A 26,570-nucleotide genomic window follows, 5' to 3' on the forward strand; every position below is an offset into this window, starting at 1 on the left:
GGGGTTCAGCTCTCATCGTTCAGAGGGTGGTGGCAAGAAAAGCGGTGGCCGTGATCCTGGGTCTCGGCTGGCACCTCTCGGCGACAACGTTCAGTGGCCCGCGGGCAACGGGGCGCGAAGTGGCACCCGGCAGGCCGATTCAAGGGGCTGGGGATCTCGCCACTCAGGATTTGCAACTGGTCACGGCGCTCCGGGTCGATGGAGGGCACTGAATTGAGCAGCGCACGCGTGTAGGGATGACGCGGTCGGCCGAACACCTGCTCCACCGGCCCGGCCTCGACGATGCGCCCCAAGTACATCACCAGCACCTGCTGCGCCAGATACTCGACCGTCGCAAGGTCGTGGCTGATAAACAGGTAGCTCAGGCCATTGTCGGTCTGCAGCGTCTTGAGCAGTTGCAGCACCTGGGCCTGGACCGACACGTCGAGCGCCGCCGTAGGCTCATCGAGGATCAGCAGTTTTGACTCCAGCGCCAGGGCCCGGGCGATAGCGATACGCTGCAACTGGCCACCGGAGAATTCATGGGGGTAGCGCTCCATGTGCTCCTCGCCCATCCCTACATTTCCCAGCAGCGCGAGAATGCGCGCGTGCAAGGCGCTACCGCGCAAACCAAAGGCAACCTTCAGCGGCTCGGCAACAATCGCCTTGATCGTCATTTTCGGGTTCAGCGAGGCGTACGGGTTCTGGAACACCATACTCAAGCTCCTGCCCCGCGCCCTGGCATCAGTGGGCAGCGGCCGACCTTCGACCAGAATTTGCCCACTATCGGCTGGCAGCAGACCGAGCAAGGTCGCGGCCACCGTACTTTTGCCACAACCGGATTCCCCCACCAGCGCGACCGTCTCACCGACCTGCACCTCCAGGCTGATGTGGTCAATGGCCGTCACCAGGCCATCGCGGCTGGCGTAGGTCTTGTGCAACTGATTGACGCTCAACAATGCGGGCTGTTTGTTGTTATTCATAGCCGTTTACCTTTCAAAGAAGCCTCACACCTTGACCAATATGTTGTGGCAAGCTGCCCAGTGCTCCTTGCCGATGACAACCCTCGGCGCAGCGTGATTGCAGCGTCCGGTGGCGCGTTCACAACGTGGGTTGAAGGCACAGCCAGCCGGGGGATCCGCCATGTTCGGCACCTGCCCCGGGATGAAGCCCAGGGCTTGGGGTCCCTGCCCCAACTTGGGCACGGTGCCCATCAACTTCAGGGTGTAGGGGTGTGCAGGTCGCTTGAACACCTCGCCCACCGGACCGCTCTCCACCACTTCGCCGGCATACATCACCGCCACCCGGTCACAGAGCGAAGCCACTACCCCCAGGTTGTGGGTGATAAACAGAATCGCCAGGTCCTGCTCCCGTGCCAGCTTGCGCAGCAGAGCGATGATCTGCGCCTGCACGGTGACGTCCAGCGCCGTGGTCGGCTCATCGGCGATCAGCAGTTTCGGCCGACAGGCCAGCGCCATGGCAATCACCACTCGCTGCAACTGACCGCCAGACATCTGGTGCGGGTACTTGGCTAGCGCCAGAGGGGGGTCGGGCATGCTCACCGCTTCCAGCGAGCTCAGCGCCTCGGCGCGGATTTGTGCCTTACTCAGTTGCCGATGGCAGCCGATGACATCGAACATCTGCCGCCCGATGGTGAAGAACGGGTTGAGCGCCTTCATCGGATTCTGGAAGATCATCGCCGCGCCACCGCCACGCAAAACCGCCAGCTGCGACGCCGATGCGCCGTTGACCTGCTGTCCGGCGACCCTGACACTGCCTCCCAGCCGAGCGGCCTCAGGCATCAATCCAAGGCAGGACATGGCCGTCATAGACTTGCCCGAGCCCGACTCCCCCACCAACCCGAGGATCTCGCCGCGCCTTACCTTAAGGTCGATGCCGCGTACGGCCTTTACGGTCTTGAACAAACCAGGGAAGGACACCGTCAGCCCTTCCACTTCCAGCACCAGGCCTTGAGCTGCGTCGTTATTCGAAGCGGCGAGACTCTCGATAGCAGAATATTGCAAGGATTCGTCGATCATCAGCGCGTCCCCTTCTTTGGATCAAGCACATCACGCAGCCCGTCACCTACTAGGTTTACGGCCAGCACCAGGACAAAAATCGCCACTCCGGGAAACAGCACCGTCCAGGGATTCTCGAGTAACTGCGAGCGCGACGCTGCGGCCATCAGCCCCCATTCGATCATGGGCGGCTTGGCCCCCAGCCCGATAAAGCTCAGCGAGGCAGCGGCGAGAATGGTGTAACCAAAGTCCATGGAGCCCTGCACGATCACAGGCGTGGTGGCATTGGGCAGAACATGGCGAAGCAAGATACGGCCGTGACTGACGCCCATGGAACGGGCGGCATGGATATAGGTTTCTGAACGAACCCGTACTACCGCACCGCGCATGATCCTCGCGTACCAGGGAAACCAAGAGACAGCGAGCGCTAACATGGCGTTGGCCAATCCCGATCCCAGCGCCGCGGTGATAGCGATCGGCAACAACAGCGGCGGAAAGGCCAGAAACACATCTGAGAAACGCATCAACAGCGTATCAACTCGACCACCGAAGTAACCGGAAACAAGCCCAATCGGAATCCCGATCAGCATCGCAATCAGAGTTACGCTCACTCCGATGATCAGCGAGGTGCGTGCGCCATAAAGCACCCGTGAAAGAATGTCGCGACCAAACTCGTCGGTGCCCATCCAGTGTGCCCAGTTGGGTGCCAGCAATTTCTGGGAAAAGACAATCTTGTTCGGCTCATAAGGTGCAAGCCAGGGGGCGAAGACTGCCGCCAGGATGATCAGCAGCAATAACAGCGCGCCGAATACAAACAACTTGTTATCGCTGGCAAACGCCAGGGCCTTGATACGCCATGATGGGGCTCGCGAGGGCATGGACAGGGATACGTCTTGGATACTCATTGGACTCGCAACCTCGGATCAACAAGGTGATACAAGAGATCAACGATCAGGTTGATCGACAGATACGTCGTGGCCAGCACCAGGGTGGCTCCCATCACAGCGGGGAAATCATTCTGGGCAATCGAAAACACCACAAAGCCGCCCAGGCCAGGCCAATCGAAAATGAACTCAACGACTACCGCACCACCGAGCAGGTAACCGAAGGTCAGGCCCACCACTGTCAGGAGCGGAATCATTGTCGCCTTCAGGGCATAGGCGTAATGGATACGCCACTTGGGTACACCGTAAGAAACGGCGGTACGGATGTACTCCTCGGATAGCACCTCCACCATCATGTTTCGGGTGATCCGGGTGACAGTGGCCAAGGTCACGATGACCAGGGTGAGCACGGGTAGCGTCAGGTGTTTGATGGCGCTCCACAGTGCTACGAAATTACCGGCCAGCAGAGTGTCAATCAGGTAAAAGCCTGTCACACGCTCAAAAGGGCTATCGAGAAGAATGGAAGCATCGATACGTCCTTGCAGGGGCAGCCAGTTGAGCTTGCCGTAGAACACCAACTGCAAGCCCATGGCCAGGATGAACACTGGAAACGCCGTCCCGGCGATAGACCCCGCTCGTGCCACATTGTCGACCACAGAGTTCTGCCGCGCCGCTGAGATGACACCGATCGGCACCCCCAGCACCACCACCCAGAACATCGCCAGGAATGTCAGTTCAAAAGTCGCGCCAACCCGCCTGACCACTTCCTCCACCACCGGCCGCCCGGTGCGCAGACTAGTGCCAAAATCACCTCGGAGAAGATCGCCGATGTAATTGAAGTATTGGATCGGCAGAGGCTTATCCAACCCCAGATTTTCCCGTGCGACGGCAATCTGCTCCACCGTGGGGTGATTCCCCAGCATCATTTCTACCGAGGAACCCGGAAGAGCTCGGCTCAGAACGAAGGTGATGGTCAACACTCCCAAAAGAATGAAGAACATCACTATCAATCGCTGAGCTATATACTTCGCCATTTGGAATACCCCTTGTGGCTAAAAAACTTGACCCTGACTTCTTACGCTCAACATAAAAATCCCAAAAGCGGGTTAACCCTTGAGGGAATAACCAGGCAAATTAACTAACTGCCCGGTTATCGATTTACATGGCAAATCAGGCGTTACAGGTACAATTTCATCAAGGACGACTCAGCATTCAGCGATTCAAGTTGTAATAGAGAATCGCCTCATAAGCAGGATTCAGGCTCTTTTCCATACCCTTAATGTCTTTGCGGGAGACGCGTATCTGCTGCACGTCGGCGTACCAGATCGCAGGAGCGTCCTTGACCAGTAGCTGCTGGGCCTGCACGTACTTTTCAGTGGATTTGGCTCGATCACTGCCTTCTAGCGCCGCCGCCTCTTCGATCAACTGATCAAAGCTTGGGTTGCTGTAGTGAGACAGATTGAATAGCGTGGTTTTCTCTGTATGGAACTCACTGAAAAGCCAATCGCTGGGTGTCGGATACGTCGGCCACCAAGCCATAGATTGCATGTTGGGAGCGGTATCCAGCTTCTTTGCCTTATCCCAGATCACACCCCACTCGCCGGGGAGTAACTCCACCTCAACGCCAACCTGAGACGCCGTCGCCTGGAATAGTTCTGCAGCGTTTGCATAGATGCCACTGATGTACTGCATCGAGACCTTCCAGTCCTGCTTAGGTACACCGGAGGCTTCCAACAATTGCCGGGCTTTATCCAGATCGTAAGAGGCCATAGGCACGCTGGCATGCCCCCAGATACTGGTGGGCAAAGGCCCCTTGGGAACACTGCCGTAGCCATGCAAAATATCTTTGGTGACACTTTCATAGTCCCAGAGGTATTGCAGCGCCTGACGAAATGCCAGGTTGTTCGTAGGGTACTTCTGGGTATTGATCAAAAATTGGAAGTTCTTCCACGAAGGCGCGGTGCTCACCTTGATGGAGGGGTCCTCTCCCAACACCTTGAGTTGATCAAGAGGGATATCCCAGGCGACACCGGCCTCGCCATTTTTGATCATCTGAGTACGGGTGGAGGCTTCGGACACGACCTTCACGATGACCCGATCAAATTGCCCTTCTTTCCAACCTCCCCAGTAGCCATCGAATCGCTCAAGCACCACTTGCTGGCCCTGTTCGACCTGCCCAAGCTTATAGGGACCGGTACCGATGGCGTTGGGAGCCATCATCCAGTCATGCCCTTTCTCCGCCGCCGCCGGGGCAATGATGTAAGCGGCATACTGGCCTGCCGCGATCAGATTGGCTGGAGTGGGACTCTTAAACTTGAGCACTACCGTATCGTCAGCGAGGGCCTCGACGGTATCCAGACCGTTCCATACAAATGCAGCGCCCTGTTTCAGCTGCTTGACGTAATCAATGGACTTTTTGACCGCTGCAGCATTAAAGGCCGAACCGTCATGAAATTTAACGCCGTGCCGCAGCTTGAAGGTCCAGGTCTTGCCGTTGTCGCTGCTTTCCCAGGACGTGGCGAGCCTGGGGGAAAACTCCTCAGCACTGCCTGGCGCGTTGTATACCACTAGTGTCTCGTAGATATTGCCCAGTACCCGCACTTCCTCCGAAAAAGYCGAGGCAGGATCCCAATCCTTGAAAGAGGCTCGATCAGCGACAACCAAGGTATTGTTTGCCGCATACACCAAACCACTGGTCAACGGCGCGGTAACGGACAGCGCCATCAACCCCGCCATTAATGTACTTTTTAACTTCATCGGTGTTCCTCTTATTTTTATGGTGGGCGCAGCGGATCACTTGTAGAAACAGGCACTCATTCAACCGGAACGAATGATGTGATTGGCCGTTAACGAAACTGACTTTTAAGTGGTGTATGGCATTATTGATCTGACGCACCGCCAGCTCAATTTCGCGAGCACGAATAAAAAAACGCCAGGTGACGCCCTGAAGCGTCACCTAGCGTCTATTTTAAAAAAAGACTAAAACAGCGGAGGGACAAGGTTGAACTCACCTTCTGGTGGATGTACCAGCAGCCGCGCCCTCACTTCGACGGGAATCTCAGGGGCATCAATCGGAAAACAGCTGCAACTGGTGAGAGCGTTACGCAGGTCGATCGACTCGCCTAGGTGCTCAAATACAATATGGGCACCAAAAGGACGGCGGAAATTGTCACCCGAAACGCCGAGTACCAAGCCGTTGAGAAAACGGAAACGACTGCGGTAGGAGGGATAAATCGCCGACCAGATATAGCCCCGGGACGAGAGGTACTCTCGCTCGACGATGTAAATCAGATCCGATGAGGCAAAGCAGAACCCACGATATTTATTGATGCCGAAACTCTTCAACTGATCATCGCCCAACCTCATCCGCTCGTAGGTTTTACTCAGGATCTTTTCGCCGGAGCGGGTCAAGCGGGTAATCGACTTGATCACCTCCCCCGGCGCAGAAGGCGACATCAAATAGACAAAGTAGTAACCCTGGTACTTCGACAACTCCTGCGCGGAGCTCGGAAAAAAATCGGCCGGTACTGCACTGTCCGACTCTCGCGCCGTGCGTTGCCTGTTGAGCAGAGCGCGGAAGGATTCATGCTCGGAGAATATTTCCTCCTCATCCACCCCAAAAAAAGTGCAGATCTTGCGCAGGGTAAAGGACGAGGGAGTCGCTTGCGCCCCCAAGTATTTGTTGAACTGCTGGCGGTTGATATCAAGGGAGCGGCACACCTTCGCCACCGACTTATAATATCCGCAGAGAAGGCGCAAGTTTTGACTGAAGTCTTGCATCGACTGGGATGAACTGGAACTGGCCATAAAGAGTATTCCTAACGCCACAATTGACAACATGCTGAACTAATCGTCGCTTAGGGTCACGGCTTCAAAAGCTCAGTGCAAGACAGTGCCTGAAAGTGGCGCAGAAGCTCGGCATTGCCAACCCGTGATCGACGCGAGCATTGAGCCCGACCATAGCGACTATGGTGAGGAAATATTCAACAAATACACAAGCTTATCCAGCGATTCCTGACGCCTCAGTAGAATTACCATCTGGATGGCGTCTTCCACCGCTTCGGTGGCGGCCTGGCTGAAAAACCGCAGCGATCGATCGAACAAAACCGGGGTGACGCATTAAGCTAGCGCTTTAAACACCCCACTATGCTGTCCTGGATTCCTGCATGAACGTCAATGACGAAAGTTTCGAAGAACTGTTGGACGCCCTGCACGACGGCGTCTACATCACCGATGGCGATGGCAACACACTCAAGGTCAACAAGGCCTACGAACGCTTGACCGGCCTCAACAGTGCCGAACTGGTGGGGCGCTCCATGCAAGTGCTGGTCAATGAAGGGACGATCTCTCAGTCCGCCACCCTGCGGGTTTTACGCGAAGGCTTGCCCGTTTCGGTAATGCAGAGCGTGAGTCACGGGAAAAAGCTGTTGGTCAGCGCAACACCGATCTTCGACAGCGCCAAACGCATCCGTTACGTGGTCAGCACCGTACGTGACATGACCGAGTTACTGCGCATGAAGCATGAGCGTGACGAACTGCATCAGCTCAAACAACTGCGCAACAGCACCGCGCAATTGCATGCCGGTCAACGCGACGAACTGTTGAACTCCCTGCCCGTGGCGGACCAAAAAGTTTCCGGCCGGGTCTTCGCCCTGGCGCGCCAGRTGGCCAGCAGCTCGGTGAAAGTGCTGCTGCTAGGCGAAACAGGTGTCGGCAAGACCCTGGTCGCGCAATACATCCACAATGCCGGCCCCCGGGCCAAGGAGCCGTTTCTGGCACTCAATTGCGGTGCACTGCCGGAAAACCTCATTGAGGCCGAACTGTTTGGCTATGCCCCCGGTGCCTTTACCGGCGCCGGGCCAAAAGGCAAGCGTGGTCTGCTCGAACTGGCCCACCACGGCACGTTGTTTCTGGACGAAATTGGCGATCTGCCGTTGGCGGTCCAGGTCAAGTTGCTAAAGGTGATCGAAGAAAATCGCTTCATTCCGGTTGGCGGGCTGGAGCTCAAGGAAGTGGACGTGCGCATCATCAGCGCCACCCATCATGACCTCAAACAGCGGGTGGCACAGGGGCTGTTCCGCGCGGACCTGTACTACCGACTCAACGTCGTCCCCATCCACATTCCCGCCCTGCGCGAGCGGAGTGAGGAAATCCCCGCGCTGTTGCATTTTTACCTGGAGACCTACAACAGCCGTTACGCACGCCAGGTGCAGTGGAGCCTGGAAGCGCTCGACCTGCTGTGTGAGTACGCCTGGCCAGGCAATATCCGTGAGTTGATCAACGTGGTGGAGCGGCTGGTGGTGACCACCCTGGGCGACACCATCGAGGCGCTGGATCTGCCCGAAGAGATACTCAACCTCAGCCCGCAGGACACCGACCAGGGCCGCCTGCCACTGCGCAAGATTGTCGAGAACGCCGAACGCACAGCGATTCGCGCGGCACTGCGCTTGCACAAGACCACTCGCCTGGCGGCGAAGGCCTTGGGTGTGAGCCAGGCCACCGTGGTGCAAAAAATGAAACGCTGGGAACACTCTGACTGACAACGTTTGATTAGTATTTGGATAAAACAGCCCCCAGGCGATCAGGATACTGATCGCAACTCCCCTGCATTAATCCCGCCTGTTTCCCGCAAAGCCCCGCCATCCGGGGCTTTGCGCATTCTGGCACGCCATTCGCTATGTCCGGTTGACACGCCCTTGCACAAACAACAACTACATAGGACGAGCCGATGACTGTCTCAGCATTCAAAATCGCCAATCGACTGATTACCGGAGAAGCCGCCATCGAGCAGCTATCCGTTGAACTCACCCGCCTGAATATCAACTTTCCGCTCATCGTCACTGATGTGGTGCTGGTCAAGTCCGGCACGGTGGACCTTGCCCTTGCGCAACTGGGAGGTCGGCGTTACGGCATCTTTGATCAGGTCAAGCCTGAACCCGAAATCGCCATCGTTGAAGACTGCACCCGCGCATTCCACGAAGGCGGCTATGACGGCCTGATCGGCCTCGGAGGCGGCAGCGCCATTGACATCGCCAAAGGCGTCGCGGCCTTCGCCGGGCATGACGGCCCGTTGGCCGACTTGTTCGGCGTCGACCTGGTCAAGCAAAAGGGCCCTGCCCTCATCGCCATTCCGACCACCGCTGGCACCGGCTCGGAAGTGACTAGCGTCGCGATCTTTTCCGACAAGCAAGCGCAACTGAAAAAGGGCATCGTCAGCGACTACCTGCTGCCGGATGTCGCCCTGGTCAGCCCGGCCATGACCCTGACCTGTCCGCGCAGCGTCACCGCCGCCAGTGGCGTGGATGCCCTGGTTCACGCCATCGAAGCTTATCTGTCGGTCAATCGCTCGCCGATCACCGACGCACTGGCACTGGGCGCCATCAAATTGATCGCCAAGGCCCTGCCCAAGGCTTATGCCAACCCGGCCGACCTGCAAGCTCGCGAAGACATGGCCACCGGCAGCCTCATGGGCGGCATGGCCTTTGGCAATGCCGGCGTCGGCGCGGTGCATGCGTTGGCCTACCCGTTGGGCGGTCGCTTCAACATCGCCCATGGCGTGAGCAATGCCTTGCTACTGCCGCACGTGATGCAGTGGAACAAGTTGGCTTGTGTCGAGCGCTTCCGTGATATCGCCGAAGCGATGGACCTGCGCGTGTCCCACCTGAGCGACCCGCAAGCCGCCGATGCCACTGTGCAGGCCATGGCCGATCTGTGTGAGGCGGTGGAGATTCCCAAAAGCCTGCGCGCCTTTGACGTTCCTGAGGACGCCATCCCGGCCATGGCCGAAGAGGCCAGCAAGATCGAGCGTCTGATGCGCAACAACCCGCGCCGCCTGAGCGCCGTCGATATCGAGAAAATCTATCGCTCGGCGTTTTGATTGGCGCCCTCAAACCGTTCAGCGCTCGATGACTCATCGAGCGCTCACCCTACAAGATCAATAAAACAGGTGCAGCCTATGTCCAGTTCCCCTGAATCACGATACGAAAGTCCGTACATTGCCCTTGGCCCGTTCAAGGTGCGCTTGCCGTTTATCCACTACAAATTCGAGTTGCCGGACTACCTGCAAGGTTTGCTGATGTGCGCAGTCGACCTGGCGGCGATCCCGCTGATGACCGAATTGCTCGGGATGCCATTCGAAGTGGCACTGGCAGTGGTCATGCTCAACGGCTTGCTGTACCTCACCCACCACTTGCTCGGCGACCCGACCGTACCGGGCTGGATCACCCCGGCGGTGCCGCTGTTGATGGCCTATTGCGCAACCTTTCCGGTGGGCCCGGAACGTGTCCATGCCTTGATTGCGTTTCAATTGATGCTCGGCGTGTTCTCCATTGCGCTGGGGGCCACGGGGATGGCGAAACGTGTGTTCACCTACATACCGGCGGCCATGAAATCCGGGATCATCGTCGGCGCGGGCCTGAGTGCCGTGATCGCGGTGTTTCAGGTGGGCGGCAAGTTTGACGCGTTCCCATGGACGATCTCCATCGCGGTGGGCCTGGCGTTCTACCTGATTTTTTCCCAGCACTTCCAGGTACTCAAGCAAAAGAACGCGTTCTGGTGGAATTTCGCCAAGCTCGGCATCCTGCCGATTGTCCTGCTGGCGGTGGTCATCGCTCCGCTGTTCAACGAGGCGCCGTGGCCGACCATTCAATGGGGCATCAGCCAACCGGACTTCATTGGTTTGTGGACCCACTACACGGTGTTCGGTCTCGGCATGCCGCCTTTATCGATGTTCATCTCGGCAATTCCAACGGTGCTGGCGGTGTACATCATCGTGTTCGGCGACGTGCTCAGTGCTAAGGTACTGCTGGACGAAGCTGAACAGATCCGACCCGACCAGAAAATCGACTACAACCCGGACCGCGCGCACCTGATCTTCGGCGGACGCAACGCCATCATGAGCATCTTCGGCCCCGACGTCGCCATGTGCGGACCGAAGTGGGCAGCCATGCTGGTGGTGATTATCGAACGTTTCAAGGGTGGGCCGAAGGCAATGGGTTCGATCATTGGCGGTGTCGGTTCATTCCGCTGGGGGACCAATACCGGGCTGCTGCTGTTGCCAGTGGTAACCTTGGTGCAACCGATTCTGGGCGTCGCGCTGTCCCTGACCCTGCTGATCCAAGGTTATGTCAGCGTGCGTCTGGGCATCCTGGAAGCGCGAAGCCAGCGTGACCTGGGTATCGCCGGGGTGATCGGCGCGGTGCTGGCAATCAAGGGCGCGAGCTGGGCATTCGCCATCGGCGTGGTGTTGTGCTTGCTGATCTACGGCAAGAACTTTTTCCGTGGCGAAAACGACAGGACCTTTGCCCGTGACCTGAACACGCCAGAGACGTTGCCCGAGACGCCGTTGAAACCGGCCACGGTTCAACGTGTGGCCGAGACTGCGGCAGTCGAATAAGGCTTCGATCTTCGTTCATGGCGCGCGGCGTAGTGCCGGCGCCATGAACAGGGTCCGCATTTACCACAAATAACCAAACTTGACGGGCGCCCTCCTTGAACGTTGGGTAAGGTTAGAACTCATGGGCTGGTGGTTAGGTATGTCGATAGGCCTGAGTCGCTATATGCCACAAAGCCATCCACTTGTGCCATGCAGCCGCTACAAGTGTTCCGGCAAAATCGGCCGTCGTATCAGGGCGGACGATCGCGCATGCAGTGCGTATACCGGAATACTAGCGCCGAGTGTCTGCAAATAACTACCCAAACGACCATGCCGTCCACCGCTTGTTTCCCTTTGCCCATCGTCAGCACTGGAGCACCGAAAAGTTAGGGAACGCGGAGCGCCATCTCAGCTCACTCGAGGGATGAATCGAGATTGAAATACACTGCAATTGGGTCGCCAGGTTGCGGAATTGTTCCAGCCGTTCAAACATGCCATACACCTGTGGGCAAACTGTAATAACCCGTTACCAGCCCAGTTGCTTGTTAAAACCAAGGGCGTCGTAGTAGTCATGCTGCGTGAGAATTTTGCCGTTCTTGAGGTGTATGAAACTAACACCCTTAAAGCTGAGGGGGCGCTGAGTGGCTGGGGTCTCGGCACTCCAGGAACCGGTATTGGTACCAATGAACTCCCACTCAAAGGCAATGCTTTCGCCATTGACAATCGGCTCGCCGAACATTTTCCATTGCAGATCCGGCACCGCCTGCATGAACACTTGAATTACTTGGGACTTGGCGTTTTTGCGGCCAACTTGAGGTGTGCCCACCGAGGCGTCGAGAAACTCAACGTTATCAGAAAAGTACTCGGCCGCAGCATCCGCATTATGGGCATTCCAAGCCTTCATATAGTCATGAATCACGCCGATGGTATCGTTTTGGCTTGCCGCAAAACTTGCATGACTGGCCAGAACCAGAAACAGCCCGAACAGTAGTGAGTGGATTCGAGACGTCATAGCCTTCAACCTTATTGTTAGAAGATCGGTTTGCCTGCCGCGCTTGGCGGCAGACATTGATGTCAATTAGCGGTTTTTCCAGGCATCCGAAGCTGGGGCTTTGCCCTTTTCATAAGGACGAAACAGGGTCATGTACAGGACACCTACAAGGATGACAATGGCACCGACAAGTGCGATGCCATAGTTCACATACCAAGGCGCATCCGGTGTACGCGGCCAGGACATATTGATGATCGCGAACATGCCGTAACAAAGGGCAGCGATGTTCACTACCCAACCCCACCGTCCCATGGTGAACTGGCCCTTGGGTTTCCAACCACGGATACGGGCGTACAGCGCACCGCCAACAATCATCTGGAACGCCAGGTAGATACCGATGGCGGCAAAGCTCACCACCAGCGCAATAGCGTTCTGAAGGTAGAAGCCGACACACACAATGATCGCCGGCAGCACGCCACACACCACCAGAGCTGCGGTCGGGACGTGCGTCGTAGGCGAGAGCTTTTTCAGCACATTACTGCCCATGAGCATTTCGTCTCGAGCATAGGCATAGAGCAGACGACTGGCGGATGCCTGCAAACTCAGCACGCAGGAAACGAACGAAACCGTAATGACCGCCATGACTACCCGAGAGCCCAGAGGACCGAAGGCGCTACCGAATATGGTCGACATCGGGTCTTTGTCTTGCCCGGAAATGACCGCAGCCATATCTGGAACTGCAAGGATCAACGCCAGGGCCGCAAAGATCGAGGCAGCGCCGCCGATCCAGATAGTCATCCGCATCGCCTTTGGAACCTGGCGGCTAGGATTTGGGGTTTCCTCGGCAACATCGCCGCAAGCTTCAAAGCCGTAGTAGAGAAACATCCCCGCCAATGAGGCCGTGAGAAACGCAGGCCAATAGGCCCCATCAATGGAAATATCAAAAGTATTGAACAATACGCTCAAAGGCTGGTGGCGCTCGAAGATCAACAGGTATCCACCGATCAACAAAGCCCCGACCAGTTCGCAGAGAAAACCGAACATCGCCACCCGTGCCAATAGCTTGGTACCACTGAGATTCAAGACCGTCGCCGTGGCCGTCAGAAATAGCGCGACCAACGTGTTAGTCACCGGCGACGACTCGAAACCTAGAAGGTTTGCGATATAGGGGCCAGCCCCCAGCGCGACGGCGGCAATGGTGACACATAGGGAGATGGCATAAATCCACCCGACCATCCATGCCCACTTCTTGCCAACCAGACGTCGGGCCCAAGGATAGACGCCACCGGAAATCGGGTATTGAGATACCACTTCGCAAAAAATCAGACACACCAGCATCTGGCCGAACCCCACCAGCAGGTAGGACCAGAACATTGGTGGCCCGCCGGCGGCCAAGCACAGGCCGAACAAGGTGTAGACCCCTACCACCGGGGACAGATAGGTGAACCCAAGGGCAAAGTTCTGCCACAGACTCATACTACGTTCGAAATTCGAGGTGTACCCAAGAGCACGGAGTTGCTCCGCGTCTTGATCTACAGCTACCTTGGAGCTAATTGAGCTGTTCATTGCAACATCCTTCAAAAAGGAATTTGTTTTAATAGGCGTTGATCGGACGGTGCTATCCCATCCGTTGCGCGATTAACCAGAGTTGACTCAGAGTTGTATCCAGGTGGCCTTGATCTCGGTGTACTTATCAAAGGCATGCAGGGATTTGTCACGGCCATTACCGGACTGTTTAAAGCCGCCGAACGGCGCCATCATGTCACCGCCGTCATAGAGATTGACCCAAACACTGCCGGCACGAAGTGCGCGGGAAATGTTGTGGGCTCGAGACAGGTCAGACGTCCAGACAGCTGCGGCCAGACCGTAAGGGGTGTCATTGGCGATGCGTACAGCATCCTCTGCTTCGTCGAATTCGATGACTGACAGTACGGGACCGAATATTTCTTCCCGGGCGATTTTCATCGAGTTGCTGACGTTGTCGAACAGGGTTGGCTCTACATAACTGCCACCGGCTTCTACCCGTGCAACGCGTCCCCCAAGCAAGAGCCGCGCACCTTGCGCTTGACCCTCTTCGATGTACTGCATCACCCCATCCAGATGACGGCTGTCCACCAGTGCACCGACATTAGTATCAGGGTCGAGCGGATGCCCTGGCTTCCAGTTCTTCATGGCCTCGACAACCATTGGCACAAAACGCTCCTTGATTGACGCCTGCACGAGCAAACGTGAACCGGCGGTGCAAACCTCGCCCTGGTTGAAGGAGATGGCTGCCGCTGCAGCTTCGGCCGCCACCTGAAGATCAGGGGCATCGGCAAATACAATGTTGGGACTCTTGCCGCCGGCCTCGAGCCAGACCCGTTTCATGTTTGACTCACCCGCATAAACCAGTAATTGCTTGGCCACTTGGGTCGACCCGGTAAACGCCAAGGTATCAACGTCACCGTGCAAGGCCAACGCCTTGCCCACGGTGTGGCCATAGCCCGGCAGAACATTGAGGACACCTGCTGGCAGACCCGCCTCCAGAGCAAGCTGTGCGATGCGGATAGCGGTCAGCGGAGAACGCTCCGAGGGTTTGAGGATCACCGAGTTACCGGCAGCCAACGCTGGCCCCAACTTCCAGGACGCCATCATCAGTGGGAAATTCCACGGCACGATAGTAGCGACCACCCCAACTGGCTCCCGGGTAACCAGCCCGAGCTGATCGACCGAGGTCGCTGCCACCTCATCGTAGATTTTGTCGATTGCCTCACCGCACCAGCGAATACTGTCAATGGTCCCCGGGAGGTCGACGGACAGCGAATCGGAAATCGGCTTGCCCATGTCCAATGTTTCCAGCAGAGCTAGCTCTTCGGCATGGGCCTGCAACAATTCGGAAAAACGCACCATCACTGCCTTGCGCATTACAGGTGCTTGGCGTGACCAGACACCGGACTCGAACGCCGATCGGGCGCTGGCTACCGCCAAATCGGCATCCGCCGCATCGCAACTCGCGACCAGGGCAAGCACACGCCCATCGATAGGACTTATGCACTCGAAGGTTGCACCTGAACTGGCCGACACATATTTGCCGTTGATAAAGGCTCGCCCTTCGATGCTCAGCGCCTTGGCTCTGGCTTCCCACTCTGATCGGGTCAACTGACTCATGGTTAAAAGTGCTCCTGGGTTCGGATGGATGCGATCTCAAATCGCCTTAAACCTATGGAACCATATCTTTTAATCCATGAGAACCCCAAAAAAGCGAATGGAAGGTGATTTTTTTGACTTTTTATGCGTTAAAACTCTAGAATCACCACACGAACACGCACAAAAACAATATTAAATATGAAATAGAATTTTAAAAGAAACACACATCCGGACGCGCTTGACGCTACGTCGGACTATTGCCACAGGCGTAAAACGGCGCCGCCCATGAATGAATCAACCATGAGCCCTACTTCAAGCCTCATACGCCTTAACCAGGAAGGTAAAACGGAGTCTGTTACCCGTCGCCTGATAGAAATGATCGATCTGGGTTTGTTCACAGAAGGCGAACAGCTCCCCAATGAAAGTGTCCTGGCCACCCAACTCGGCGTTGCCACGGTCACCCTGCGGGACGCTCTGGCGGTCTTGCGAGAGCGCGGCATTATTGAAACCCGGCGCGGACGCAGCGGCGGGAGCTTCATCTGCGCCGCGCCGCAAACCTCAGATCAGACGCTGTTCGATCAACTACGTGAAATCAGCACGCTTGAACTGCGCGACCTCGCCGATGAACACGCTGCCATTTCAGGCGCCGCCGCCCGACTGGCGGCTCAGCGCGCCGGGCCTGAGCAACATGCAAGACTGAGCAGCTTTGTCGACGCTCTGGCCAACGCTCAAGAGCGGCGAGAGCGCCGACGAGCCGACGCCAGATTCCATATCGAAATAGCCGTGGCAGCGCAGTCTGTGCGCCTGACTCACAGCGAAGCGCGCTTGCAGGCGGAACTTGGGGAACTGTTATGGCTGCCGTTTGCCGGTCAACCGGATCCACAGACCGTCGAACGGGAACATAGAGCTATCCTGGAAGCCATCGTAGCGAACGACGCCAATCTGGCCGGCGCACTGGCAGAAGCACATGTAACACGAGGCGTTCGCCGCCTAAGCACCCTACGACTACAACAAATGGCAGAAGGCGACTTATGAATGGAACGAAACTTGCTGAAATACTCGCTCGCTATGCAGCTTGGCGTCGCATGCCTCGTCGACTGCAGGCACCGCATTGTCTTCTCTGAGTCATGAGGTAGAGCCATGGCTAACGAAATGTCAGCAAACGAGTTGTCCCAATGTGCCACGTTGATCAACGCTTCCATTAGTAACGTATTCAAGGGGCTCAACGATATGAGCGCCCAAGTATTGAGCATTTGGGAACATCAGTGTTGCAAAACGAAGCGCCCCAGCCAAGGCGACCTCAAGCCATTGCTGCCGATAATCCGGCAAATCCTGAACTCAGAGAGCCTCAAGTTTCATGGTGCCGGAGTTGTCTTCGCTCCTGGTGAGCTGGAAGATCGCGAGATGCATCTGGAGTGGTGGTGCCGAACCCAAAAAGAAGAGATCCAGCCTCTGACACTGAATTTTAATAGTCGTAGCGACCGTTTTTACGATTACCTGCACATGCCTTGGTACACCCGCCCCCAGCAAACCCGGCAGCCCTCCATAGACGGCCCGTTCGTGGATTTGTACGGCACGGAGCAGTACATCGTTGCCTTCTCGGTTCCTATTTTTTTCGCAGAACGCTTCATTGGTGTAGCTGCTGCCGATATTTCTCTGCACTCCTTGGAACCCTTGCTCGTGCGCAGCCTTATGCGGGTCAGTAACGAGGCGTTGTTACTCAACGCCGAAGGTAGAGTGCTGGCGGCTAACACACCGAGTTGGCTGGCCGGTGATTTGATCCGAGGCCCCCTGAGCCTGGACAAAGAACAGGGACGCGTCCTGAGCCTTATCGACACATCGTCATATTGGAGCGTCGTGGAGCGGCCTGTACCAAGGTTTTGATCAAAACTCCATCTTGGTTTGAAGAACCAAATCTCAACCCATGCGCTTCATAGAGAATCCCGTCGAATGAAAGCTCCTGCCATGGATGGCTGGAGGTCGCCATGCACTCCGCTACCGAAAGCCCCCCATTGCAGGCCCACTTTAATGCGTTGAAAATCGCCCCTCCATCCAGCTGCCTTTCCCGTCAGGCTATTGCACAAGAACCAACTCAACCGACCTGGCAAGGCTGTGCTCGCTCGCCGCAGCACTGGAAGAACACCACCACTAGAAGGACTGCCATTGCCGTAGCCGCAGGTGGTCGCGCAGCCACTGAGGTTCTTCACGAAGCCCGGGAACGACAGAAACAAGAACTTTGACGCTTCATGCCACACGTTTCCTGCTTGTCGAACCTGTCTAAAACCCGCGCCGCGGTCAGATCATTTTTCAAAGAATGGAGCCCGAGGGTTGTGCTCAAATCGAGGCCGCTGCGGTGGACATGAATACAGCTTTTGACCTTGAGATTAGCCAGCATTGCCTGAAAGCACGGTCGGCCTACAACCTTTTCTACGTGGTCATCAAATATGGCCGAGCAGTGATCAATCTGGTGCAAGCCGACGAGACCAATCGACTGCATCACAACAAACCAGCCGTATTAGGTTAACAAGCAAACCCGCTGTTTACTGCTGCGCAATCCAGAAACCTGAAGAAGCCGGAACAACAGGTTTATCTAGAGGCATTGAGAGCCGGGTTCGTTGGTCAATGCACACCGGTCAATTGAAAGGAATAAATCATGGTCATCAAACGGATGGTATACGGCTACCGGGACAGCGAACTCTTTTTCATGAAGATAAAGAGCATCTTTCCCGGCAATCCGTGAAGTATCATTTTTTTACTCACGAAACGATGGTCGTGGCGCGACCAGTACCCTGCGCCGCGCCGATGCCCGATACGACTTTATGACGCCGAGTAACGCTATCAGGAGTTGTGCGTGTAGCCCTCCCACTGATGCCACAGGCTTTGGTTGACTCCCAGTCCAAACCAGCGGTCTGTGTCGTCGAGTGCACGGCTGAAAATATCAACCACGAGCTGTATTTCTTCTTTCGTGGAAATCAACGGCGGGCAGAATGCGATCGAGTCTCCCATCGCCCTTGTGATCATGCCGTACTCCTGCGCACGTCCCGCCAGGTAGCGCCCCAGCTTCCCAACCGTATCCATCGGCTCCTTTGTCCGACGATCCGCAACGAGCTCCACAGCAGCGATCAATCCACAGCCCCTAACCTCCCCTACCAACGGATGATCAGCAAATTGAGCCAGTCCGGCCTGAAGTTGTTCGCCCAACTCGCAGGCGCGCTCGACAAGCCGATCTTCCTGGATGATCTTTATGTTTTCCAGCGCAACTGCAGTCGCAACCGGGTGGCCGCTGCCGGTGAAGCCATGGCCCAGAGTACCGAAGGTGTGGCTCTGATCGGCGATCCCCTCGAAGACCTTATCGTTGATCAGGACTGCCGCGATCGGTTGATAGGAAGAAGATAGTTGCTTGGAAACCACCATGACATCCGGCTTGATGCCGAAGGTTTCGCAGCCAAACATTTTACCGGTACGACCAAAGCCGCAAATCACTTCATCCGCAACGACCAGTACGTCATATTTGCGGCACACCGCTTGAACCTTGTCCCAATATGTGCGCGGAGGCACGATCACGCCGCCCGCCCCCATCAGCGGTTCGCCGTAAAAAGCGGCTACGGTATCAGGGCCCTCTCGGAGGATGACATTTTCCAGTTCGGTTGCCAGGCGATCAGCAAATTGTTCATCGGTCTCGCCAGGCTTGGCATTGCGATAGTGGTGCGGACAGGCGACGTGAAAGAAGCCGGGCAGCGGCACATCAAAGCCACGCTGGTTCACCTGCAGCCCGGTCAGACTGGCGCTGACAGCAGTAATGCCGTGATACGCATTGTGACGGCTGATGAACTTCTTTTTGCCAGGCTTGCCGATGGCATTGTTGCGATACCAGATCATCTTGACGACGGTGTCGTTGGCTTCAGAGCCTGAGTTAGTGAAGAAGACCTTGCTCATCGGCACCGGGGCGAGTTCGATCAGCTTCTCAGCCAATTCGATACTGGGCGTGTGAGCCTTGTGACTGAAGAGGTGATAAAAGGGCAGTTTACGTAGCTGTTGCTCTGCCGCCTTGATCAGGCGCTCATTACTGAAACCGAGCGCCACACTCCAAAGACCCGACATCGCTTCTAGATAACGCTTGCCCTGGTTGTCATAGACGTAAATGCCCTCGCCACGCTCAATGATCAGCGGGCCTACTTCCTGGTGCAGACGCGCATCCGTGTAGGGGTGCAGTTGATGCTGAACATCCTTTTCGGCGAGAGAAAGATACGAGTGATTCATGTTAAGGAACTCCGGGGAATGGCGGCCATATGGCGTTGTTACAGGCTTTGGTGGGGGTTCATTTCCACCCCTCTTGACGCTTGATGAATGTCCGCCGTGATCACACGCCGATACAGAGGTATTTGATTTCCAAGTAGTCCTCAATGCCGTACTTGGAGCCTTCACGCCCCAGACCCGAGGCCTTGATGCCACCGAACGGCGCCACTTCGTTGGAGATGATCCCGGTGTTGATGCCGACAATGCCGTATTCCAGCGCTTCGCCCACACGAAACACACGGCTCAGGTCGCGGGCATAGAAGTAGGACGCCAGGCCGAATTCGGTATCGTTGGCCATGGCGATCACATCGGCTTCATCCTTGAAGCGGAACAGCGGTGCCAGCGGGCCGAAAGTTTCTTCCTTGGCAACGGCGGCGTTGCGCGGTACATCAACCAGCACAGTCGGCTCGAAGAAGGTCCCGCCCAAGGCATGCGGCTTGCCGCCGGCAACCACGCGAGCGCCTTTGCTCACGGCATCGTCGATGTGCTCCTGGACCTTGGCCATGGCTTTGGCGTCGATCAGGGGGCCGGTGGTGATGCCGTGTTCCAGGCCATTACCAATGTTCAACTTGGCCACGGCCGCGGTGAGTTTTTCGGCGAAGGCATCGTAGACACCATCCTGGATATAAAGGCGATTGGCACAGACGCAGGTCTGGCCATTGTTACGGTACTTGGAGACCAGCGCGCCCTCGACGGCGGCGTCCAGGTCGGCGTCATCGAACACAATGAAGGGGGCATTGCCACCCAGTTCCAACGAGACCTTCTTGATGTCCTTGGCGCACTCGACCATCAACTGACGGCCGATTTCGGTGGAACCGGTGAAGGTCAGCTTGCGCACGAGCGGGTTACCGGTCAGCTCGCTGCCGACTTCGCCGGCACTGCCGGTGACCACGCTGAACACACCTTTCGGAATACCGGAGCGCTGGGCCAGCTCCGCCAAGGCCAGGGCCGAGTAAGGGGTTTGCGAGGCCGGCTTGAGGACCATGGTGCAGCCGGCGGCCAGGGCCGGACCGGCCTTGCGGGTGATCATCGCCGAAGGGAAATTCCACGGAGTGATGGCGGCAGTAACACCGATCGGCTGCTTGAGCACCATCAGGCGCTTGTCGACCTGGTGACCGGGGATCATGTCGCCATACACGCGCTTGGCCTCTTCGCCGAACCACTCCAGAAAGGAGGCGGCGTAAGCGATTTCGCCACGGGACTCGGTCAGTGGCTTGCCTTGCTCCAGGGTCATCAGGCGGGCCAGGTCTTCCTGGTTGGCCATCATCAGGTCGAACCACTTGCGCAGTTTGTTGGCGCGATCCTTGGCGGTCAGGGCACGCCAGGCCGGTAGCGCCTTGTCGGCGGCTTCAATGGCACGACGGGTTTCGGTCGCGCCCATCTTCGGCACACTGCCGATGATTTCACCGGTGGCCGGGTTGTTGACCTTAAGCGTCTGGCCATTGTCGGCGTCTGCCCAGGCACCGTCGATATAGGCTTGCTGGCGGAACAGTTTCGGATCGTTGAGTTGCACGCGAAATTCCTCGTTAGCGGGTTGCGACGGAGGCCGCCATCGGGGCGGTCCGAGTGGAGTTGTCGGGTGTGACAAAACTGACGCCGGTGCTGGCGAGCTGCTCGCGGACCTTGTCGACGATGTATGCACCGATCGGGATCGCGGAAGTCGCGGCGGGCGACGGGGCGTTGCAGACGCTGACGCTACGGGCGGTGTTGACGAACAGGAAGTCGTCGATCAACTTGCCGTCGAGCGAGACCGCCTGGGCGCGAACACCGGCCGGGTAGGCGGTGAGATCGCTCTTGTTGATGCTCGGGCAGTACTTCTGCACCTGCTTGAGATAGCCAGCCTTGAACAGCGAGTTTTTCATCTCGATCAGGCCGGGGCGCAGGTTCTTCACCAATACTTTGAGAATGCCCGGGGTGGTCAGGGTTTCGAACATGTCCGACAGCGAGAAATCGGTCTTGAGATAGCCTTCGCGCTTCATGGCCAACACCGCGTTGGGGCCGACGGTGACGGTGCCGTCGATCATGCGGGTCAGGTGCACGCCGAGGAACGGCATGGACGGATCCGGGATCGGGTAGATCAGGTGGTTGACGATCTGGTTGTGCTGCTTGGGCAACAGATAGTACTCGCCACGGAATGGGCAGATGATGAAGTTGGGCTTGATCCCGAGCATGCGCACCACACGGTCGGCCATCAGGCCCGAGCAGGTGATCAGGAAACGCCCGTGGTGCTCCAGGCTGCCGGTGCGGACGACCACCTCATCGGGACTCTCGTCGATGGCGACCACTTCACTGTTGTAGCGGATCTCGCCGCCGGCGGCTTCGAATTCACGAGCCATGGCCGCGGTGACCTGGGCATAGTTCACGATGCCGCTCGAAGGCACGTAGATACCGCCCAGGCCGATGATGTTCGGCTCGCGCTCGTGCAACTCGGCCGCAGACAGCCATCCACGCCTCAGACCGTTAGCTTCGGTGCGATCCCAAAGCGCACTCATGCGCTGCATTTCCAGCTCGTTGGTGGCCACCAGCAGCTTGCCGCACTCGTCGTAATGGATGCTGTGCTTGTTGCAGAAGGCCTTAGTGGCCTTGTTCCCTTCCAGGCAGAAACGTGCCTTCAGACTGCCGGGGGTGTAGTAAACGCCGGCATGGATCACGCCACTGTTGTGGCCGGTCTGGTGCTGGGCCGGGCCGGACTCTTTCTCCAGCAGGAGGATTTTTGCGTCCGGGTAAACCTGGATCAGTTGCATGGCCGTGGACATACCCACAATGCCGCCACCGATGATGATGAAGTCGTACGCAGCCATTAGCTTGCACCCACCTGAGTTACGTTTTTGTTGGAAGCACGACAAGGGCCGTACGTGCTGGCCCTCGTCATTTCAGCTCTTGGCAAACTTTATTGGCCGCGTTGGTACAGGGTTTTCTGGTAGCTGATGTAGCCGCGCTGGCGCATCAGCTCACGACGCAGGCCCGGGTGGGCGGTGAAACGGTCACGGCCGTGCAGCCAGAACATGTTGTTGACCAGCACGAAGCTGCCGACCGGCACCGGTATCGAAACCTTCTTTTGGCTGCCTTCCAGGGATTCGCTCATGGCAGTCAGCCAGATGCCCTCCTCGAAATCCTTGGGCTGCACGAACTGGTCGATGTAGCGCATGGTCGGGCGGCCTTCGGCGTCGTTGTCGAACACGGCGTGGAACACGTCTTCACGCACGTTCTTACTCGGTGGCGCAGTGAAGCGCATTTCACGGCGGGCCAGCGGGTGCGTGTAGTAGTGGTTCAGGTCTTCCCAGTCGTCCAGGTGCAGCAGCAGGGTGTTGCCGCCTTCCATGTTCTGCTCGTCGATCTTCATCATCAGCACGTAGTCGGTACGTTCCTGAACAAAGGTGCCGTCGTTGTGCAGTTCCATGACCCGGTGTGGCTGGCGCAGGTAACTGTCGGAATTGTCGGTGTTGACCACTGCGAAGCGCGCGTAGAACTGTCCGCTCATGGCATCGAAGTTGGACCGACCGATCAGGTGTGCGACGGCCGAGGAGAACTTGACCATTTCATCGGCTTGGGTCACGTCATTCAAACCTTCAGGCGTGATCAGCATGCCGCCGGTGGCGCGGTCCAGAATGGTGTTGACCAATACCGGGCGCAGAGTGCCTTCGCACAGTTCGTCAAGGATCTGACCGACCCGGAAACGCAGGAACGACTTGTACTCCAGGGCCTGGACCGGCCATTGGGCCACCGCCTTGACAAATGCGTCGACGGTTTCCTTGGTGAATTTCAGCTCAAGCAGCCGCGGCGACTGGCTGGAAGGGGTAAGGATGAACCCCTTAGTCTCCGATGGGAGTGGCATCACAAGGTCCTGAATCTGAGTAAAGGCGTTCATGGCAGTTCCTGGGCAGAGGTAGGGATTAGCCCTTCCAGCATTGATCTGGATCAGGCGCAGAGCAAAAATATCGCCATAAATTTAGAATGTCTACATTTTTATATATGATCTACAAAATAGCATTCCGTCTTATATTTTTCGTATGACAGATGTTTAGGTATGATTGGACCTTGTCGATATCAGGAGCAGTACCTTTGGATAGCCTCACCCCCAAGCAGAACTCTGCATTCAGCGGGTATGAGCGACTCAAACAGGACATCATTCGCGGGGTCTTCAAGCCCGGAGAGAAGCTCCTCATGAGCGGGCTCAAGGAGCGTTATGACTTGGGGGTTGGCCCGCTGCGAGAGGCGCTGTCGCAATTGGTGGCCGAGCATCTGGTAGTGGTGATCAGCCAGAAGGGCTACCGGGTCGCGCCCATGTCGCTGCAGGAAATGCAGGACATCTACGATGCCCGCGCCAACCTCGAGGCGATGATCGTAGGCTTGGCTATCGAGCGTGGTGACGACGCCTGGGAGGCGCAGATCCTTGCCCAGTCCCATACCCTCTCGAAAGTTATGGATGTCAAAACCCGAGAGCAGGTCCTGGATGTCTGGGACGAACGGCACAAGGCCTTCCACACGGCTATCGCCGCCGGTTGTGGCTCAAAACACCTGTTACAGGCGCGCAGTTATCTGTTTGACCAGGCCGAACGCTACCGCCACCTTTGGCTGACCCGGACGGTCTTCTCCGAAGAGGCCTTGAAGCTCAAGCGCAAGGAACATGCCGCGTTGGTTGAAGCCATTCTGGCACGCGATGCGCCACGGGCGAGCACCATGATGCGCACTCACCTGATGACGCCGGTACCGATCATCGCTGAGATCATGCTGTTGCAAGGAATGGGCAACGCTGCATGAATTTGAGATTAAACGGGTTGACCAAAGCGAGCATACCCGCCCTCTCTAGCTGAAGCATTGATAACGCCTGCAATCCCCTTACTTCGCGCAGCCCTCCCCGCAGGGTCCCCTTGCCCATGTTCCTGCGGGACGGCACTGCGTGGCTATCAATGCCGCAGTGCCCTCAGCATCAACAACTTAGGGCTCCATCTGAGCAGGAAAATCTATTAATAATCAGCAGCGTTCGATGTATTCAACTTAAGTACGGAAACTATCCACCAGATGCTTGAGTCGGCTGGCTTGTTGCTCAAGGTCATCACATGCAAGCAAGGGGGCCTGGAGATTCTCCACGCCTTCCTGGTTGAGGGATTTGATCTCGGCGATGTCCATATTCAGCGAGTCAATTACGGAGGTCTGCTCTTCGGTAGCAGTTGCCACCGACTGATTGATACCATCAATTTCACCAATTCGCTGATTGACAATACCCAGTCGCTCACCAGCCTGGTTGGCGATAATCATGCCGTCCTGACTGTAACGCTCGCTCTCGTTCATAGTGAATACCGCCTCACGGGCGCCCACCTGAAGCTCTTCAATCATCGTGTGGATTTCCTGGGCTGACGTCTGAGTGCGATAAGCCAGGCTACGAACTTCGTCTGCTACCACGGCAAAACCACGACCGGCCTCGCCTGCCCGTGCGGCTTCGATGGCAGCATTGAGTGCCAGCAGGTTGGTCTGTTCGGAGATTCCCTTGATCACTTCAAGTGATCCGTCCAATGTTCTCCGCCTTGCTATTCAGCGCCTCGATATTGCTGCACGACGTCCGGATTTTTCCTGACAACTTGTCCATGGCATTGATCGTCTGCGCCACCACCTGGCGCCCACCCTCCGCCTGAAGGCGGGCATCCGACGCTTGAAACGAGGCATCACCTGCACTGCGCGCAATTTCCTGAGCCGCCGCACCCAGCTCATTAATCGCTGCTGCAATGCTGTTAGTGCGATTGGYCTGGTCGTCTGAGTTTGCCATGGAGGAGCTAGAGGTCTGCATCACTCGCTTGGCCACTTCATTGACATGCTCGGTGGCAGAAGAAACTTCGCGTATCGAGTGCTGGATACGCTCCACAAAAAGATTGAAATCGTGGGCCAGCTCTCCGAATTCATCCTTCGAGTGCACGTTCAATCGACGAGTAAGGTCGCCCTCTCCCTGGGCAATATCTCGCATGGCTTTACCCATCAGCCTCAGGGCTGCATCAACACACGAATAAGCATGCCCAGCAGAAGCAGCGTGATGAACACTGCCGTCACCATCGCCAAAATAGCGGAGGTCCGGAAATCACCAAGCGCCTCGTAGGCTTTGTTTTTATCGATGGACAAGCAGATATACCAATTTACCGAAGGCAAGTCCTTGATCGAACATCAAAATCCGAGGCTTCCCTTCTTGTTCAGTTTCACTGATGTGGGCACTGAGAGTCGGTGTGTTTTGCGGGTAGATATCACTCAGATGTTTCATCACCAGATCTTTGTCCGGATGGACGAGCACCTTGCCATCAGCGCTAACTAAAAAGGCATAACCGATTCCACCTAGATCAAGTGAGCTGACGATCTTCGCCAATGTATCCAGTGTCAGGTCCCCTCCCACCACCCCAAGCGTCTGGCCGTCGTGGCTTACCGGCGTCGCAATCGTCATCATCAACTGGCCGGTAGTAACGTCCAGGTAGGGCTCAGTCAATGTGGTTCCCCCAGCAGTCATCGCGTCCGCGTACCAAGGCCGGGTTCGCGGGTCGTAGTCAGCGGGTAAGTCGTCCTTTGGCCGTATGGCGAAACTACCATCACGACTGCCTAGATAGGTGAAGGTAAACGTCGATAGCAATGACCTCTGCTCCAGCAGACGCGTAACACTGTCCGCCGCCGGGTCGTTGGCAACCGTCTGAGCAATATGGTCAACCAACAATATCCGTCCAGAGAGCCAGGCCTGGACGCTGCTCGCCGTGATTTTGCTCATTTCTTCAAGGTGGTTTTCAAGGTTCGTGCGGATGGTTTTGCGCTGGATCGAATCGTTGTACAGCGTAAGGAGGGAAAACGCTGCGACGACAACGAGCGATGCAGCAAGCAGTACCTTATGACTGAACTTCAGGTTAGCAATCATCATGTTTTATCCGAAGACC

General features: G+C 56.8%; 19 protein-coding genes and 2 pseudogenes. 7 read left to right on the forward strand and 14 right to left on the reverse strand.

Annotated features, from left to right (window positions below):
• Nucleotides 1-5: 5 nt before the first annotated feature.
• From AC1D2Q_RS10755 to AC1D2Q_RS10780, 6 genes are all read right to left on the reverse strand, one after another.
• Nucleotides 6-962, reverse strand: coding sequence for an ABC transporter ATP-binding protein (locus AC1D2Q_RS10755; RefSeq protein WP_095129303.1), 957 nt, complete (start codon nt 960-962; stop codon nt 6-8).
• 24 nt (nt 963-986) lie between these two features.
• Nucleotides 987-2,018 carry an ABC transporter ATP-binding protein gene (locus AC1D2Q_RS10760; protein ID WP_477813187.1) on the reverse strand — a complete coding sequence of 344 codons (1,032 nt, stop codon included), beginning with the start codon at nt 2,016-2,018 and terminating at the stop codon, nt 987-989.
• Complete coding sequence (locus AC1D2Q_RS10765; RefSeq protein ID WP_095129301.1) at nt 2,018-2,902, reverse strand: ABC transporter permease; 885 nt, start codon at nt 2,900-2,902, stop codon at nt 2,018-2,020. Before AC1D2Q_RS10765 ends, AC1D2Q_RS10760 begins: the two co-directional genes overlap by 1 nt.
• Complete coding sequence (locus AC1D2Q_RS10770) at nt 2,899-3,915, reverse strand: ABC transporter permease (protein ID WP_477813188.1); 1,017 nt, start codon at nt 3,913-3,915, stop codon at nt 2,899-2,901. The genes AC1D2Q_RS10765 and AC1D2Q_RS10770 overlap by 4 nt, the downstream gene beginning before the upstream one ends.
• Before the next feature lie 178 nt (nt 3,916-4,093).
• Complete coding sequence (locus tag AC1D2Q_RS10775) at nt 4,094-5,638, reverse strand: ABC transporter substrate-binding protein (RefSeq protein ID WP_477813189.1); 1,545 nt, start codon at nt 5,636-5,638, stop codon at nt 4,094-4,096.
• 222 nt (nt 5,639-5,860) lie between these two features.
• Nucleotides 5,861-6,688 carry a helix-turn-helix domain-containing protein gene (locus AC1D2Q_RS10780; protein WP_095129299.1) on the reverse strand — a complete coding sequence of 276 codons (828 nt, stop codon included), beginning with the start codon at nt 6,686-6,688 and terminating at the stop codon, nt 5,861-5,863.
• 359 nt (nt 6,689-7,047) lie between these two features.
• On the opposite strand from AC1D2Q_RS10780, the gene AC1D2Q_RS10785 reads away from it, so the two are divergent.
• From AC1D2Q_RS10785 to AC1D2Q_RS10795, 3 genes are all read left to right on the forward strand, one after another.
• On the forward strand, nt 7,048-8,421 hold the full coding sequence (locus AC1D2Q_RS10785) for a sigma-54 interaction domain-containing protein (protein WP_477813190.1): 1,374 nt from the start codon (nt 7,048-7,050) through the stop codon (nt 8,419-8,421).
• 188 nt (nt 8,422-8,609) lie between these two features.
• Nucleotides 8,610-9,758 (forward strand): iron-containing alcohol dehydrogenase, encoded by a 1,149-nt coding sequence (locus AC1D2Q_RS10790; protein WP_477813191.1) that lies wholly within the window; start codon nt 8,610-8,612, stop codon nt 9,756-9,758.
• 78 nt (nt 9,759-9,836) lie between these two features.
• Nucleotides 9,837-11,276 carry a hypothetical protein gene (locus tag AC1D2Q_RS10795; protein ID WP_256580505.1) on the forward strand — a complete coding sequence of 480 codons (1,440 nt, stop codon included), beginning with the start codon at nt 9,837-9,839 and terminating at the stop codon, nt 11,274-11,276.
• 505 nt (nt 11,277-11,781) lie between these two features.
• On the opposite strand, the gene AC1D2Q_RS10800 is transcribed toward AC1D2Q_RS10795, so the two are convergent.
• The 3 genes from AC1D2Q_RS10800 to AC1D2Q_RS10810 all read right to left on the reverse strand — a co-directional run bounded on the left by AC1D2Q_RS10800 (nt 11,782) and on the right by AC1D2Q_RS10810 (nt 15,393).
• Nucleotides 11,782-12,267 carry an ester cyclase gene (locus tag AC1D2Q_RS10800; RefSeq protein ID WP_477813192.1) on the reverse strand — a complete coding sequence of 162 codons (486 nt, stop codon included), beginning with the start codon at nt 12,265-12,267 and terminating at the stop codon, nt 11,782-11,784.
• 66 nt (nt 12,268-12,333) lie between these two features.
• The gene (locus AC1D2Q_RS10805; protein WP_095129295.1) at nt 12,334-13,812 is read right to left on the reverse strand and encodes an APC family permease; all 1,479 of its coding nucleotides are present in this window, start codon (nt 13,810-13,812) and stop codon (nt 12,334-12,336) included.
• An 87-nt stretch (nt 13,813-13,899) separates the two neighbouring features.
• Nucleotides 13,900-15,393, reverse strand: a complete 1,494-nt coding sequence (locus tag AC1D2Q_RS10810; protein ID WP_095129294.1) for an aldehyde dehydrogenase — start codon at nt 15,391-15,393, stop codon at nt 13,900-13,902.
• Between the two features lie 279 nt (nt 15,394-15,672).
• Here AC1D2Q_RS10810 and AC1D2Q_RS10815 point away from each other — a divergent pair, with 279 nt between their 5' ends.
• The 3 genes and pseudogenes from AC1D2Q_RS10815 to AC1D2Q_RS10825 form a co-directional block, all read left to right on the forward strand.
• On the forward strand, nt 15,673-16,407 hold the full coding sequence (locus tag AC1D2Q_RS10815) for a FadR/GntR family transcriptional regulator (protein WP_477813329.1): 735 nt from the start codon (nt 15,673-15,675) through the stop codon (nt 16,405-16,407).
• 105 nt (nt 16,408-16,512) lie between these two features.
• Nucleotides 16,513-17,256 carry a PDC sensor domain-containing protein gene (locus AC1D2Q_RS10820; RefSeq protein ID WP_095129292.1) on the forward strand — a complete coding sequence of 248 codons (744 nt, stop codon included), beginning with the start codon at nt 16,513-16,515 and terminating at the stop codon, nt 17,254-17,256.
• Between the two features lie 395 nt (nt 17,257-17,651).
• Nucleotides 17,652-18,112: pseudogene (locus tag AC1D2Q_RS10825) on the forward strand (transposase); the annotation flags it as partial.
• A 98-nt stretch (nt 18,113-18,210) separates the two neighbouring features.
• Here the strand turns inward: AC1D2Q_RS10825 and AC1D2Q_RS10830 are convergent.
• From AC1D2Q_RS10830 to glaH, 4 genes are all read right to left on the reverse strand, one after another.
• Complete coding sequence (locus AC1D2Q_RS10830; protein ID WP_095129291.1) at nt 18,211-19,632, reverse strand: aspartate aminotransferase family protein; 1,422 nt, start codon at nt 19,630-19,632, stop codon at nt 18,211-18,213.
• 100 nt (nt 19,633-19,732) lie between these two features.
• A complete protein-coding gene (gene gabD, locus AC1D2Q_RS10835; protein ID WP_477813193.1) occupies nt 19,733-21,181 on the reverse strand; it encodes an NADP-dependent succinate-semialdehyde dehydrogenase in 1,449 nt (482 codons plus the stop codon).
• 13 nt (nt 21,182-21,194) lie between these two features.
• Complete coding sequence (gene lhgO / locus AC1D2Q_RS10840) at nt 21,195-22,469, reverse strand: L-2-hydroxyglutarate oxidase (protein ID WP_477813194.1); 1,275 nt, start codon at nt 22,467-22,469, stop codon at nt 21,195-21,197.
• Nucleotides 22,470-22,558: 89 nt separating this feature from the next.
• Nucleotides 22,559-23,536 carry a glutarate dioxygenase GlaH gene (glaH, locus tag AC1D2Q_RS10845; RefSeq protein WP_095129288.1) on the reverse strand — a complete coding sequence of 326 codons (978 nt, stop codon included), beginning with the start codon at nt 23,534-23,536 and terminating at the stop codon, nt 22,559-22,561.
• A gap of 194 nt (nt 23,537-23,730) precedes the next feature.
• Between glaH and csiR the strand changes: the two genes are divergently transcribed.
• On the forward strand, nt 23,731-24,429 hold the full coding sequence (csiR, locus tag AC1D2Q_RS10850) for a DNA-binding transcriptional regulator CsiR (RefSeq protein ID WP_256580501.1): 699 nt from the start codon (nt 23,731-23,733) through the stop codon (nt 24,427-24,429).
• A gap of 237 nt (nt 24,430-24,666) precedes the next feature.
• Here csiR and AC1D2Q_RS10855 read toward each other — a convergent pair.
• A pseudogene (locus AC1D2Q_RS10855) lies at nt 24,667-26,551 on the reverse strand (methyl-accepting chemotaxis protein).
• Between the last annotated feature and the right edge of the window lie 19 nt (nt 26,552-26,570).

This window comes from Pseudomonas sp. P1_A1 (assembly GCF_056406935.1).

Excerpts from the sequence above, each read along its gene's own strand:
- AC1D2Q_RS10755 (WP_095129303.1), bottom strand. The coding sequence starts at position 962 with ATGAATAACAACAAACAGCCCGCATTGTTGAGCGTCAATCAGTTGCAC.
- AC1D2Q_RS10760 (WP_477813187.1), bottom strand. The coding sequence starts at position 2,018 with ATGATCGACGAATCCTTGCAATATTCTGCTATCGAGAGTCTCGCCGCT.
- AC1D2Q_RS10765 (WP_095129301.1), bottom strand. The coding sequence starts at position 2,902 with ATGAGTATCCAAGACGTATCCCTGTCCATGCCCTCGCGAGCCCCATCA.
- AC1D2Q_RS10770 (WP_477813188.1), bottom strand. The coding sequence starts at position 3,915 with ATGGCGAAGTATATAGCTCAGCGATTGATAGTGATGTTCTTCATTCTT.
- AC1D2Q_RS10780 (WP_095129299.1), bottom strand. The coding sequence starts at position 6,688 with ATGGCCAGTTCCAGTTCATCCCAGTCGATGCAAGACTTCAGTCAAAAC.
- AC1D2Q_RS10790 (WP_477813191.1), top strand. The coding sequence starts at position 8,610 with ATGACTGTCTCAGCATTCAAAATCGCCAATCGACTGATTACCGGAGAA.
- AC1D2Q_RS10795 (WP_256580505.1), top strand. The coding sequence starts at position 9,837 with ATGTCCAGTTCCCCTGAATCACGATACGAAAGTCCGTACATTGCCCTT.
- AC1D2Q_RS10800 (WP_477813192.1), bottom strand. The coding sequence starts at position 12,267 with ATGACGTCTCGAATCCACTCACTACTGTTCGGGCTGTTTCTGGTTCTG.
- AC1D2Q_RS10805 (WP_095129295.1), bottom strand. The coding sequence starts at position 13,812 with ATGAACAGCTCAATTAGCTCCAAGGTAGCTGTAGATCAAGACGCGGAG.
- AC1D2Q_RS10810 (WP_095129294.1), bottom strand. The coding sequence starts at position 15,393 with ATGAGTCAGTTGACCCGATCAGAGTGGGAAGCCAGAGCCAAGGCGCTG.
- AC1D2Q_RS10815 (WP_477813329.1), top strand. The coding sequence starts at position 15,673 with ATGAGCCCTACTTCAAGCCTCATACGCCTTAACCAGGAAGGTAAAACG.
- AC1D2Q_RS10820 (WP_095129292.1), top strand. The coding sequence starts at position 16,513 with ATGGCTAACGAAATGTCAGCAAACGAGTTGTCCCAATGTGCCACGTTG.
- AC1D2Q_RS10830 (WP_095129291.1), bottom strand. The coding sequence starts at position 19,632 with ATGAATCACTCGTATCTTTCTCTCGCCGAAAAGGATGTTCAGCATCAA.
- lhgO (WP_477813194.1), bottom strand. The coding sequence starts at position 22,469 with ATGGCTGCGTACGACTTCATCATCATCGGTGGCGGCATTGTGGGTATG.
- glaH (WP_095129288.1), bottom strand. The coding sequence starts at position 23,536 with ATGAACGCCTTTACTCAGATTCAGGACCTTGTGATGCCACTCCCATCG.